Raw genomic sequence first — 12,661 nt, 5'->3', positions numbered from 1 at the left:
GCCCATGGCCCACTTTTCGTGGCCTGCAGAGGCTTTTCGGTGATTGAAATGAGAAGTTAGAGCCAATCGGCAGTCGTCGTGGTTTTGGCACAACAAGAAATCTTGGTACAGTAACAACGCTGTTCCAGTATTCCTCGATAGCTCAATTGGCAGAGCAGCGCACTGTTAATGCGCAGGTTCTTGGTTCGAGTCCAAGTCGGGGAGCGAAAGGCCACTCAGGGCTCCACCCCGGGTGGCCTTTTTTGTCGGTATATTTTTTGTTTCGACAGAAAGTTTTTTCACCTCTTAAAATGCGCCATGCTTTCGGCACAAGAAACGGCGGTCAGCAGTGGAATTCTCGCAACTTCTGGTACCGGCACTCGGCGTAGTATCCGGGGCGCTACTCGTGTTGTGGACCATCTCGTTGCTGCGCTCACGTCGGGTCATCTTCGATCGCAATGCCGCTGAACGTGTGCGCATTGAGCTGGAACTCTCCCTCGCCGAGCAACAAGGGCGCCTGGCCATCATTCGGGAGTTACAGGATGGCGCAGTGCTCACCATCGCTCGCCTCGTCACGCGGGCCGAGGGCGCCCGCTACATGGCGGAGAGTGATCCTTCAACGGCCGTACGCGCCGCCACGGCGCTCGTTGATGATGGCCGGGTGGCCCTCGCTGACATGCGTCGCGTGCTGACAATCGTGCGCGAGGGTGAAACGGTTGGGGCCTTACAGCCAGGCCCGCAGTCAACCCGCGACCTGTTTCGCGTGATGCGTGACGCCGGTCTGGTGGTCGGCTTCATCGAATCGGGCGAACGATTCGCGCTCAAGGCGGGTGCCGAGCTGGCCATCTTCCGAATTCTGCAGAGCGCCCTCTCAAACGCGCTCAAGCATGGCGGCGTTGGAACCGAAGCGCGCGTGTCGTTCACCTGGACCAGGGACGGCCTGCAATTGCTCGTCGACGATGACGGCATCCGCGCCGCAGCCCGTCGGGACGGCAAGGAAGCCGGCGAACAGGCTGCACGCACCCCGTACACGATCGAGGACGACCTCAAGGCCCTCAGCGAGAGCATCGCCGGCCCCGGCATCACGCAGATGCGGGAGCGCGCACAGCTTTTCGGCGGTGTCTTCAACGCCGGAACGGTACCCGGGCTGGGTTTCTCGGTGTCGGCCGTGTTCCCATCCCTGCGGTTTCACAACGGCGTGCACGGAGTAGACCTCGGCCGGTGACCTCGGGACCACTCACCGTGCCTGATCCTTGTGTCTAGCTGTTAGCCCTCGAGGTTGTCGACCCCAGGAGTCCAGCTCAGGCCGGGCACGCCCCAGCTTTTCTTCCGTTCGATTTTCGCCGCCGCCTTCGCGTAGACGTGCTCGAGGCGGTCAACGTACAGGGTGCCGTCGAGGTGGTCGAACTCATGCTGAAAGATACGGGCGAGCCAGCCGTCCGCTCGAATCTCGAATGGTTGTTGCTCGGCGTCGACGGCGCGCAGAATGGCCGACTCTGCCCGTTTTAGTGGAAAACGTTCGCCCGGAAATGACAGGCATCCTTCGTCTTCGTCGACATCTTCGTCGTCAACGGGCTCGGCCGACACGGGGGTGATCCAGAGTTCAGGGTTGATCGCGACGCCTCGCCAAGACAGGTCATCGTCGTCCTGGTAGCTGTACGTGAAGATGCGCAGCCCGACTCCCACCTGCGTGGCGGCGAGACCGACCCCCGGCGCAGCATCCATCGTCTCAAACATGTCTTTCACCAACGCGCGCAAATCGTCGTCGAAATCAACGACGGGAGCGGCGGGGGAGTGGAGAACGGGGTCACCTGAAATTACTATTGCGCGTACGGCCATTCCTCCAGAATATCGTCAAGCTTGTCGATAGGGTCGTCAAGTGACTCCTGACCTAACCGATCTGGCGACAGAAATCGCCATTGATCCGCGGCAGGCCATCGGAATTCCGCTGGCCTTGGTCGGCGCCGTCTTTCTCTCCCTCGGCGCGCAATTTCAGCATCGCGGCGTGAATAAGGTCGAGGCGCGCACCAAAGCGGTCACCGGCGGGCTCAGCGTGCGCCAGCTGACCCTGCTGCTGGCCCGGCCGTCCTGGGTGTTTGGATCTCTTATGCTCGGCCTGGCTGTTGTGTTCCAACTGACGAGCCTTGCCTTCGCGCCCATCATCGTCGTGCAGCCGCTCGGGGCGGTCGCTCTCGTCATCACTGCCGTTCTGAATGCACGAGTCAGCCAGGTCAAGCTCAATCGGGCGAGCATTATCGCCATCTCTATGTGCGTGGGCGGCGTAGGCCTGTTCGTGACCGTGGCCGCGTTCACGGCCGTCGACAAACCGGTCACTGATCAAAACCTGGTGACAATCCTCATCGTTCTCGCGGTCGTTCTACTGGCCTTTGCGCTTGCCTTCGGGTTTCTCCGCCGCCGGTCACAGGCAATTTTCTACATTCTCGGTGCCGGCGTGCTCTACGGATTCGTAGCGACGTTGGCCAAGGTTGTCATCAATCGCACCCAGCACGGAAACTTTGAGTGGCTTACGTTGACGTGCGTGCTCGGTCTACTGCTCGCCGCTGTGCTGGGAGCGTACTTCGTGCAGAACGCCTACGCGTCGGGACCACCGGATCTTGTCATTGCAGGGCTCACTGTTGTTGACCCGCTCGTCGCCGTCGGCATTGGAATCATCGTGCTGGGAGAAGCCAGTCAGGCACCGCCCGCGGCTGCCGTTGCTTTCGTCGTGGCCGGGGCAATCGCCATTTGGGGGGTTTTTCTGCTCGCGCGCTATCACCCCCAACTCGACCGCTGACTCGTGAAGAATTTTGGGGCGCCGCGGTGCGGGACACCGCTGGGTGGGCACGGTTTAGAATAGGGTTCGAGTGCACCGCGTCATTTCTAGCGACTGCACTTAAGATTTCCTGCCGGATGATGCTCTCCGGCCCAACAACGTAGGGACCACTCCACTTGTCAGATTCGACCGACTTGCTGAGCAGCCCAACCCCGGGCAATACGCCCGAGCGCGCCGCGGGTGCGCCGTCTGAAAAGCCGCGGATTCGTGTTCTCATTGCTGCTGACACTTTTGCACCTGACGTGAACGGTGCTGCTCGATTTGCTGAACGACTGGCCGCCGGCCTAGTGGCACGCGGCCACGAAGTTCAGATCATGGCTCCTGCGGCGTCGCGCAAGCACGGCAGTTGGACCGAAATGCACGAGGGGCAGCCGATGGTGGTGCATCGCCTGCACAGCTGGCGCTGGTACCCGCACGACTGGTTACGCTACGCTTTGCCCTGGCTGATTCGCGGTGAAAGCCGGCGCATTCTCGACTCGTTCCATCCCGACGTCGTACACTTTCAGTCCCACATCAACGTCGGCCGCGGTGTTTCGATCGAGGCGGCCAAGCGCAACATTCGCCTGGTCGGCACGAATCACTTCATGCCCGAGAATATGGTGAAGTTCTCCCTGGTGCCGGTCGGCTTACAAGATCGCGTTATCAAGGCGGCCTGGCGTGCTGCCCGGCGCACGTTCGGCCGCGCCGCAGCCGTCACCACCCCGACCATACGAGCCGCGCAATTTTTGGAGAAATACACCGGTCTCACCGATGTCCATGCGATCTCCTGCGGAATCGATGCTGACAACTACGCGCCGAACTTCGAGCCGCGCACAAAGAACCGAATCCTATTCGTCGGTCGCGTTACCGGAGAGAAGCAGATCGACGTACTCCTGCAGGCGGCAGCGCTGTTGTCACCCGACCTCGACGCCCGGGTCGAGATTGTCGGCGGTGGCGACCAGAAACGCAACCTGGAGCACCTGGCCGACACCCTCGGCATCCGCTCCCGGGTCACGTTCACCGGTTATGTGACGGATGACGAGCTGCGCGCGGCGTACTCACGGGCTACGGTTTTCGCCATGCCGTCCATCGCCGAGCTGCAGAGTATCGCCACGATGGAGGCCATGGCGTCGGGATTGCCCATTGTGGCCGCCGATGCAATGGCGCTTCCACACCTCGTTCATGACCAGGCCAACGGGTACCTATTCAAGCCGAGCGATGCGCAGGATCTGGCGGACAAACTGACCCTGGTGCTAACGGCTACCCCGGAACGCCTGGAGGCACTCAAGCGGAAGTCACTCAAGCTCATTGCCACGCATGACATCAAGCGCACTTTGAACACGTTCGAATGCCTGTATCGTGGGGAGCCGGTGAGCGATCTGGTCACCAACGGGGTTTCGTCGCAGACGCCGGGATAGTCACGTATTTGTGGGTACGACCGTGTGGTCGTTCTCTTTGGGGCGGTAGCTCAGCTGGTTAGAGCAGCGGACTCATAATCCGTCGGTCCCGGGTTCAAGTCCCGGCCGCCCTACTGTAAATTTGATCTGATCAGGGTTTCTTGTCTTTACCGAAAGGGTAAGACTTGACGCACTATCCGTTTATTGGCCGTTTATTCAAAAATTTCCGCCTCCTCCGGGTCTTCGTAGAGAAGGTGCACGACCCATTTCGAGTTGTCTGGAGTGACCTCGATTACCTACGGGTTATGGATAGCGAACAACACTTCGGGCTCGGCCTGGAGCCGGTTTTAACGACAAGCGAGCTCGCCGAGTACCTCGGCGTTCAGACGCAGGCGATTTACGACCTGCGTACAGACGGACGTGGTCCCTCGGGCATTCGAGTGGGGCGGGAGATCCGGTTCCGCGTGTCCGACGTGGTGCGATGGCTCGACGGGCTCCATGAGCCAGAGACTCCCGTCGTCGATCACGAGGCCAAACGCTGATGGCCGGGCGACCCCGACTGCCAGTCAGCACGTTCGGTGCCATCACGACTCAACAGGTCGGTCCGGGGATATTCCGGGCGATTACTCGTTTCCGCGACTGGGATGGTCAAACGCGGAGGGTGACGGCGACCGGCCCGAGTCGCAATACGGCGCAGGCATCGCTCAAGGCAGAACTAGCGGCCCGCCTGAGAGCCGGCGGCAGTGGCGACTTGCTCACCGCGAGCTCACCGTTTCTGCTGCTCGCGGAGGCATGGCTGGAGGATGTGATGCTCGATGTCGACCGTGCCCAGGGCACGAAGGACACCTATCAACGCGCGTTGCGCGTGCTTGTGCTGCCCTACTTCGAGAACTTTGCGATTAGGGAGGTGACTGTTGGTCGCATCGAGCTCTTCCTGAGGCAGCAGCGAATGCAGTCGTATACGCGAGCGAAGCATTCACGAACAATTTTGGGCATGATTCTGGCGTTCGCAACGCGGCGGGAAATCATTCCGCGAAATCCGATGAAGGAGACGTCGCGCGTGAAGAGGCCCCCGCACACACCGAAGGCGCTCACGGCCGATCAGATTGCCGCTATCCGCCTTGCAGCCCGCGAATGGCGCACTCAAGAAGGGAGAATGGGGCCGCGGTCCGATGGCCAGGTGCGCGACATTATCGAGGTGATGCTCGGCACCGCCACGCGCATCGGAGAAGTGCTCGCCATTCGGCAGTGCGACGTCGATCTGAAAGCCGACCCGCCGCGGGTGAATATCAGCGGCACCCTCGTCGTGCACAACAAGGCCGGCGTTCACCGTCAGGAGCATCCCAAGACGCACGAGTCGAACCGGGTCATTGGCATGCCGCCCTTCGCGGCCGAGGTTATCCGCCAGCGTTTGGCCTCGCTCGATCCGGAGGATGCGGAGCACCTGATCTTCTACTCGAGGGTGGGCACCCCGCTCGCGCCATACAACGTCAGGCGCACGTTCCGGGAGATACTCCGCAATGCGGGGCTCGAGGGTCTGAACATCACGCCGCACTCCTTTCGCCGCACCGGGGCGACGCTGCTCGCGAATGAGCTTGGAATGCAGGCGGCGGCCGACATGCTCGGGCACACGTCGACGTCGACGACCAAGGCGCACTATGCGGAGCCGGACCGCACGGTGAAGTCGGGGCCGGCGGAGGTGATGCAGCGGTTGGCGCCACTACAGTAGGAGTTTCAGAAGGGAACGGTGAGCGGGACACTCAACAGGCGATCGACGACTCGCGCTTCGTTCCGAAAGGGGAACCCTCAATGGGATTCCCGATGGAAGCTTACGCATCCGAGAATGGCTGTCGGATCGCGGGAGCAGTGCTTGCTGCGGCTACCGCCGGAGATCGTTGATTGTGCGGTCGCCCAAGAGCCAACTGATCCCAACAAACACCCCGCTGACGATCGAGGCGGCGAGGAGGAAAATCAGGGCCCTTCCAATGAAGCTAGCTAGCGTGCCGATGATAGTCGTCGTGGCCAGCCCGGCTGCGGCGCTGATCATTGCCGTCGCCAGTAGCCGGGTCAGACCCCACACCGCTCCCGGCTTGGAATCGGGTTCGTGTCCGCGTTTTCGAAAAGTTCGTCTGAGTAGGACGTGAGCTGTCGACCATCCGGCGATGTTCGCGATCGAGATGCCGGCGGCGATTCCGATCACGGTCAGCTGCGGGGGAAGCAGGATCGCCGCTGTCAGCGCACCGGCTGCAGAGAGCACGGCGATGGTGAGTTGTGTGATGAACGGGCCTCGGGCGTCTTGCAGAGTGAAGGATGTGCGGTTGAGGACGTAGGCCTGGCTGAAGCCGACGAGGCCGACCGCCAGCACCTGCAAGACGTGGCCGATGAAGGGCGTGCCGAAGATCACCTCAGTCAGAATCGGCCCGACAGCGACGAAAACTGCCGCAGCGGCGAGTGACACATACGCGACAGGTCGGAGCGCGAGATTGGAGAGGGACTCAACTTCAGCGAAGTTGTTGCGTGCGGCGGCGCCGCTCATGCGTGTGTAGAGGGCCGTGGTCAATGACACGGTCACAATTCCATGGGGCAGAAGCATTAGCAGGTATGCGATCGAGAGAGAGTTCAGGCTTGGCCCGTCGATGCCTAATTGGTTGAGTGACTCTCCGGCGCTGCTGGCTACGTTCGCCGTCATCAGGTAGGCCACTTGACTGGCAAACACCCCACCCAGAGTCCAGCCGGCCAGCGAGGACATGTGGCCGAGACCGGCAAAGCCCCATCGGAAGCGCAGACGGAAACCGATGCGACGCAGCGGAATCAGCAACAAAAGGGACTGGACGGCGATGGCCAAGGTCGCGGCCCCGCTGAGGACCGCGACCATCAGTGGGGTCCACGAGCCAGCGTCACCCAGTCCGGAGGGCAAAGCGACGAGGAACACCAGGATGCCGCCGATGCCAACGACGTTCGAGATTGCAGGTGCCCAGGCTGGGGCACCGAACACGCCGCGCGCGTTCAACACCTGCGACAAGACGGCGAAGGCGATGAGAAAGAAAATTTGCGGCAGGCACCAGTACGCCATCGACGTAGCAAGCCCTAGCCACGGCGCGGACCACGTCGTGGCGTAGATCCAGACGATGCCCGGCGCACACAAGGTAAGAACGACCGTGGCGCCGGCCCCGCCGATAAGGATGATCGTCAGAAGGCGGTCAGTGTCTTCCTGCCCCGCGGGGCCAGCGTGCAGGTTCCGAACGATCTGGGGAACAAGTACGACGCCGAGGACGCCGCCGGCGATCAAGGCGAACAGATAGGTCGGCGCCGAGTTCGCGATTTCAAACGTTTGACCCGCGACAGCCGTACTTGTTCCGCCGATGGCGGCCACCAGCAGAATGGCCTTCGCAAAACCCAGCGCCCTGGAAACCAGAGTCGCCGCCATCATCGAGCCGACTGCTCCACGGGCGCTCAACGTGAACGACCTGAACCAGTGCTTCGCCGTCGACACCCAGCACTAGATTCCCCCATTGGTCAACATTCCCACAACTCGGGTCCAGTGCCACACTGCCGCACTTGCCCGAACTCCGTTTTGAACTGCTTCTCGGGGGAACGCCATACGGGACACTCGAACTTCGGGCCTTTCGCTGATGGCCGCCGGACCGTGGCTGACTTTGGTTAGTTCATTTCGTGTCGTGCTGTTGTAGGCGCGGCCGAAACTGCGACCGTTAGCGCGGAGGCGGTTGCAGGACGCGTCGGCGTCTCTTGGCGACCAAGACGGTCGTAATAAGAAGGCTGCCTGAAATGACCAGACCGGCGTATAAATAGAGCTGGAAAGGTCCGATACCGAAGTTGCTGAACGGGACGGGCCCGCTGGTGATCCGGAGATATCGGTCCGGATCACCGTGAATGAAACAGCACAGGAGGACTCGGCTCACGACAAGCAAAAGTCTCGCTCCGCGGTATGCATGGTTTTTGCGGTCCTTGCCAGATTTTACTGTCAGCTCGATGGGGCCTCGACGTGGTCCTGCGCAGTTGCACATGCTTCCCATTCGCGAGCACAGGGAATGTTTTCTAGCGTTGCTGTTGTACCCGATAGTCTCGCCACAGTGTCTACTAAACAACGAACAACGATCGGTGCGCTGGGGGGACTCGCTGGCTTCATCGGCCTGAGCGTCGTCGCCGGCGTGCTCGTTGCCGCTGCGCTTACCCCGGCCGTCGCCGTTTCCGGCATAGCTGTAACGAACACCATCAACGTTTTCGAGACGCTGCCGGAGTACCTCTCGATCGATCAGCTATCGCAAAAGAGCAATATTTGGGCCTCGACCAACCGCGAAGACCCGGTGGGCAGCCGGGTGCTGCTGGCGTCGTTCTACCAGCAGAACCGCGTGGAGGTCGCTTTCGACCAGATCAGCGACTATGCCAAAAACGCCGCGATCTCGGGTGAAGATCCGCGTTTCTACGAGCACGGCGGCATCGACTTGCAGGGCACCTCCCGCGCCGCGATTGGCCTGCTTGCCCCGGGCCTGGGCAGTGGCGGCGGCGGCTCGTCGATCACCCAGCAGTACGTGAAGAACGTGTTGGTGCAGAAGTGTGAAGAGCTCTCCGATGAAACCGAGTTGGACGTTTGTTATGAGGCCGCGATCACCGAGACCGTTGACCGCAAGCTCAAGGAGATGCGCCTCGCGATCGGTGTCGAGAAGAACTACGACAAGGACGAGATCTTGCGCGGCTATCTCAACATCGCCGGCTACGGAGGCACCGTCTACGGCATCGAATCCGCCGCCAACTATTACTTCAACACCACCGCGGCGAACCTCACCCTGCCGCAGGCCGCGAGCTTGGTCGCTACCGTGAACAACCCGGTGGCGTATCAGCTGGACCGCCCCGACAGTGAGACCAACGGGACGGCCAACGGTTATGCGGCCAACAAAGAGCGCCGCGACTACATCCTCGGCGAGATGCTTGAGTACAAGAACATCAGCCAGGAGGAGCACGACACTGCCGTCGCCTCAGTCATCGAACCGACCATCACCGCGCCGAGTACTGGATGCCAGACGGCCGGCGCGAACGCGTACTTCTGCGACTACGTGACCAAGGTTTTACTCAACAATGAGATCTTCGGAGCGGATGCCGAAACCCGCCTCGCTGCGTTTCGCCAGGGCGGCTACGACGTGTACACCAGTATCGACCTCGAGCTGCAGGATGCTGCCGTCAAAACGCTGGCCGAGAACGTGCCGCAGACCTACGCCGGCTGGGATGTGGGCGCAGTCGTCACGACTGTTGAGGTCGGCACCGGGCGCGTGTTGACCATGGCCCAGAACAAGGAATACAGCCAGGACCCCCTGCTGGCCTCGTCTGGTACTAAGTACACGGGCATCAACTACAACACTGACCAGAACTACGGTGGCTCCCTCGGGTTTCAGCCCGGATCGACGTATAAGGTCTTCACCCTCGCCGAGTGGTTGAAAGAGGGCCACTCTCTCAATGAGCGCGTCGACTCACGCCGCAAGGCGAACTGGGGCAACTTTCAGGACAGCTGCCTCGGCAGGCAAAACTGGGACCACGACACGCCACCCTTCAACCCGCGCAATGACGCGAATGAGTCCGGCACCAACTACAGCGCCCTCCAGTCAACCCTCGGCTCCATCAACACCGGCTTCATCGGCATGGCCAAGAAACTCGACCTCTGCGGCATCCGCAAAACCGCCGAGGCCTTCGGTATTCACCGGGCCGACGGCAACGCCCTGCAGCAAGGCGCCAGCTCCGTGCTCGGTACCAACGAGATTGCCCCGTTGAGCATGGCCGTCGCCTTCGCTGGCATCGCCAACAACGGCGAGACCCACAGCGCCGTGGCCATCGACAAGATCATCGGCTCCGACGGCGTCGAACTGCCAATTCCCGCATCCAAGGTGACGCAGTCCGTCAAGCCGGAGGTTGTCGCTCGCATGATCTATGCCATGCAACGCGTGATGACCGGGGGTACCGCCACCGCGTCGAACAGGTCAACGTTTCCGAAGGTGCCGATGATCGGCAAGACCGGAACCACCGACGCAAGCAAAGACACCTGGATGACCGGTGCCAGTACCAAGGTCGCTACCGTCGCCGGGGTGGTCAATGTGAGCGGTATCGCCCGCAGCCAACGCAACACGTTCTTCTCAGGTCTTCAGGCCGCCACCGCCCGGCACCGCATGTGGCCCGATGTGATGAGCGTCGCTAACACCAAGTACGGCGGAGACAACTTCGCCAAGCCGACCAAACCCATCAGGTTGGGCGGTCGAGCCGCGGTAGGGTGAGGATGACAATTCGACGGGGCGTATGGACAATTTTGCGCTCCAATTGCGTGCGGCCGCTGAACGCGACGATGCCCTTCATGCGGCACTCGACCAAGAATTTGCCGAACTGAACGGCTCCAGCCGGGACACCCAGGACGTGTTGGACGCTCTCTGGTGGGCGGCGCATCCATTGCAGCCGACACCTATCGGCCATACAGACCCGGCCGTGTACCTCATCGAGCTGCAGGCCGCGGTCTTCTCACGGGCGGCAGTACCCGAGCCGCCGGTCGAACGCATAGAGGCGGGATTGATCGTGCGTGCCACTGCAAGTGAGCACCGGCTGCGGCAGCTCACGCTCCATCTCGCCGCCCGCGCGGCAGCCGTCGATCAGCTGGTGACGCGGTTCGGTCGCGGTCTGGCCCAATCGACGGATGCTGTGGTGCCGGTCGACGAGGACCTCACCGCCGGAGTGAGTTCCCCCTCACCCCCCGCACCGACTGACTCATCCGCTGCTACGGGGATCTATAGCTCTCGGCCAACGTCCCGAGTGCGTTGGCGCACAATTGTGTTGGCCATCGGGATTACCGTCGGGGTACTGGGAACTTTAGGCGCCCAGGCCTTGCAGCACAGCTTCACGGCGACTTTCGCGAATGCCGCCTCGTCTCCCGCCCCATTGCCGGACGCGGCCGCTATCAGGGCAATCACCGCGATCTTCGACCAACCGGCAGACCCCCAAGCTGGCGAGCTGGCTGACCTCGGACCCGCCTACAACACCGTACGGGTGGCGGGACTCCCGCCGCGGGGCACCTACGGAATTTACCTGGCCCAACGCGGTACCAGTCAATATTGTCTCGTCATCCAACACGTCGACCGGACCGCGTCCAGTATCTGCGCGGGAGCCAACGTGATCGCCCAAGAGGGACTGCGCCTCAACACCGTGGTTTGGGGCGCTCTCGGCGTCGACGAGACCGGGCCGCCGGTACTTCTCGATCTGACGGCAACCTGGTTGACCGACGGTACGGTGATGTCCAGCACCATGCCACACGTGCCGCCCGGATCCGCTTACGCCATACCCTGACCAAGAGGAACGAGGCGCAGTTGAGGCCGCCACCGGTTGTGGCCTGGTGATACATCAGGCGTCTGCACTCCCGGGAACCCCCTGTGGGACGGGAAGGCCTCGGTCTCTCGTTCCTTCGGCGGAGAGGGATCCCCCAGAAGGAGGAGAGGCATCTCCCAGAGTGAGGAAAGCCTCGCCCCTGTGCGTCGAAGCGCTACTGCGGCATCTACTGTCAAGGCATGACGAAGATTCGTGCACAGTTGGTCCGTTTCCGTGAGCCAGCGCTCGGGGCGTTGTTCTTCACTGCGTGGTTTGTGCAGTCGTCAAACCGCATTGTCGGGTACGTGCCGTCGCGAACGGATACGTTCCTGACGAATCCGTACGCGGTTTTGATTGCGGCGGGGTTCGGACTGGCCATCGCGCTCTGCCGGGATCGACCCGGCACCGCGCTGTCATTGACTGGGGGCTTGCTGGTCTTGCAACTCTTGTTTTGGCCGGCGCGCTTCAGCCAAGTCAGCTGGGTTGCCTATCTCGTCCTTGTTCTTCTTGTTGTTGGCATCAGCGCCTTTAGCCGGGTCAACACACGCCGGGTATTGTTGGGCCTGTCGATCGTTTGCAGCGTTGCCGTGAGCGCGTTACTGAACGTTCCGTTCCTGTCGATGTCCGGCGTGTGGGGCACCATCAACGGCAAAGAAGCGGCCAGCATCGAAGTCGTTCAAGGATTCGTCACCTGGTCGGTGGTGGGCATTCTGCTGACGCTGGGTGCCTGGCATATCGGATCGCGACTTCGAGTGCCAGCCATGCGCCCCGAACAGGAATCATCCAGCGAACTTCCCACGAGCGCGGCCGCGACCGATACACAGATCTACGCCCCTGATCCCGATCGCCCGCACCCAGATTCCGCTAGTTGGAAGTCGATCGCCGCCCTATCGTCACGCGAACGGGAAATATTCCTCCTGGCCGCCCGCGGGCTGAGCAACAACGACATCGCCCACAGCGCTCACATCGGCCAGTCAACGGTCAAAACTCACCTCAGCAGTATCCTCACCAAACTCGGATTCACTTCCCGGGCACAAATCGTCGCTCACGCCTACCAAAGCAGGCTACTGCGCTGATCGCGGGGCATCGACATTCCAATTCTGTCCCACGGCCGCCCCGG

At 61.7% G+C, this 12,661-nt stretch carries 10 protein-coding genes and 2 tRNA genes; 10 read left to right on the top strand and 2 right to left on the bottom strand.

Features of this window, described 5'->3' with window-relative positions; all coding sequences use genetic code 11:
• The first annotated feature begins 131 nt into the window (after nucleotides 1-131).
• Nucleotides 132-204: transfer RNA gene (locus CXY72_RS14320), tRNA-Asn, on the top strand.
• 124 nt (nucleotides 205-328) lie between these two features.
• Nucleotides 329-1,204, top strand: coding sequence for a sensor histidine kinase (locus CXY72_RS14315; protein WP_104128353.1), 876 nt, complete (start codon nucleotides 329-331; stop codon nucleotides 1,202-1,204).
• 41 nt (nucleotides 1,205-1,245) lie between these two features.
• Here CXY72_RS14315 and def read toward each other — a convergent pair whose 3' ends face one another.
• Entirely contained in the window at nucleotides 1,246-1,818 is a 573-nt protein-coding gene (gene def, locus CXY72_RS14310) for a peptide deformylase (protein ID WP_104128352.1), read from the bottom strand.
• A 40-nt stretch (nucleotides 1,819-1,858) separates the two neighbouring features.
• Between def and CXY72_RS14305 the strand changes: the two genes are divergently transcribed.
• The 5 genes from CXY72_RS14305 to CXY72_RS14285 all read left to right on the top strand — a co-directional run bounded on the left by CXY72_RS14305 (nucleotide 1,859) and on the right by CXY72_RS14285 (nucleotide 5,917).
• Complete coding sequence (locus tag CXY72_RS14305) at nucleotides 1,859-2,773, top strand: DMT family transporter (RefSeq protein WP_104128351.1); 915 nt, start codon at nucleotides 1,859-1,861, stop codon at nucleotides 2,771-2,773.
• A 155-nt stretch (nucleotides 2,774-2,928) separates the two neighbouring features.
• Nucleotides 2,929-4,209 (top strand): glycosyltransferase, encoded by a 1,281-nt coding sequence (locus tag CXY72_RS14300; RefSeq protein ID WP_370446266.1) that lies wholly within the window; start codon nucleotides 2,929-2,931, stop codon nucleotides 4,207-4,209.
• A gap of 39 nt (nucleotides 4,210-4,248) precedes the next feature.
• Nucleotides 4,249-4,322: transfer RNA gene (locus CXY72_RS14295), tRNA-Ile, on the top strand.
• A 171-nt stretch (nucleotides 4,323-4,493) separates the two neighbouring features.
• On the top strand, nucleotides 4,494-4,730 hold the full coding sequence (locus tag CXY72_RS14290; protein WP_104128579.1) for an AlpA family transcriptional regulator: 237 nt from the start codon (nucleotides 4,494-4,496) through the stop codon (nucleotides 4,728-4,730).
• 119 nt (nucleotides 4,731-4,849) lie between these two features.
• The gene (locus CXY72_RS14285; RefSeq protein WP_158252585.1) at nucleotides 4,850-5,917 is read left to right on the top strand and encodes a site-specific integrase; all 1,068 of its coding nucleotides are present in this window, start codon (nucleotides 4,850-4,852) and stop codon (nucleotides 5,915-5,917) included.
• 150 nt (nucleotides 5,918-6,067) lie between these two features.
• Here the strand turns inward: CXY72_RS14285 and murJ are convergent, their stop codons facing one another.
• Complete coding sequence (murJ, locus tag CXY72_RS14280; RefSeq protein ID WP_104128349.1) at nucleotides 6,068-7,618, bottom strand: murein biosynthesis integral membrane protein MurJ; 1,551 nt, start codon at nucleotides 7,616-7,618, stop codon at nucleotides 6,068-6,070.
• A 661-nt stretch (nucleotides 7,619-8,279) separates the two neighbouring features.
• Between murJ and CXY72_RS14275 the strand changes: the two genes are divergently transcribed.
• The 3 genes from CXY72_RS14275 (at nucleotide 8,280) to CXY72_RS14265 (ending at nucleotide 12,617) form a co-directional block, all read left to right on the top strand.
• Complete coding sequence (locus tag CXY72_RS14275; RefSeq protein WP_158252584.1) at nucleotides 8,280-10,466, top strand: transglycosylase domain-containing protein; 2,187 nt, start codon at nucleotides 8,280-8,282, stop codon at nucleotides 10,464-10,466.
• Nucleotides 10,467-10,488: 22 nt separating this feature from the next.
• Entirely contained in the window at nucleotides 10,489-11,523 is a 1,035-nt protein-coding gene (locus CXY72_RS14270; RefSeq protein WP_104128347.1) for a hypothetical protein, read from the top strand.
• A 218-nt stretch (nucleotides 11,524-11,741) separates the two neighbouring features.
• The gene (locus CXY72_RS14265; RefSeq protein ID WP_104128346.1) at nucleotides 11,742-12,617 is read left to right on the top strand and encodes a helix-turn-helix transcriptional regulator; all 876 of its coding nucleotides are present in this window, start codon (nucleotides 11,742-11,744) and stop codon (nucleotides 12,615-12,617) included.
• Nucleotides 12,618-12,661: the final 44 nt, after the last annotated feature.

Origin of the sequence: Cryobacterium sp. Y57 (genome assembly GCF_002929505.1) — a bacterium.
In the GTDB taxonomy this organism is placed as follows: Bacteria; Actinomycetota; Actinomycetes; order Actinomycetales; family Microbacteriaceae; genus Cryobacterium.
The sequence above is the reverse complement of the archived record's forward strand: the minus strand, read 5'-3'. Positions and strand labels throughout refer to the sequence as shown.

What these genes read in the sequence shown, in the direction of transcription:
- def (WP_104128352.1), bottom strand. Translation starts at nt 1,818, where the DNA reads ATGGCCGTACGCGCAATAGTAATTTCAGGTGACCCCGTTCTCCACTCC.
- CXY72_RS14290 (WP_104128579.1), top strand. Translation starts at nt 4,494, where the DNA reads ATGGATAGCGAACAACACTTCGGGCTCGGCCTGGAGCCGGTTTTAACG.
- murJ (WP_104128349.1), bottom strand. Translation starts at nt 7,618, where the DNA reads ATGATGGCGGCGACTCTGGTTTCCAGGGCGCTGGGTTTTGCGAAGGCC.
- CXY72_RS14270 (WP_104128347.1), top strand. Translation starts at nt 10,489, where the DNA reads ATGGACAATTTTGCGCTCCAATTGCGTGCGGCCGCTGAACGCGACGAT.
- CXY72_RS14265 (WP_104128346.1), top strand. Translation starts at nt 11,742, where the DNA reads ATGACGAAGATTCGTGCACAGTTGGTCCGTTTCCGTGAGCCAGCGCTC.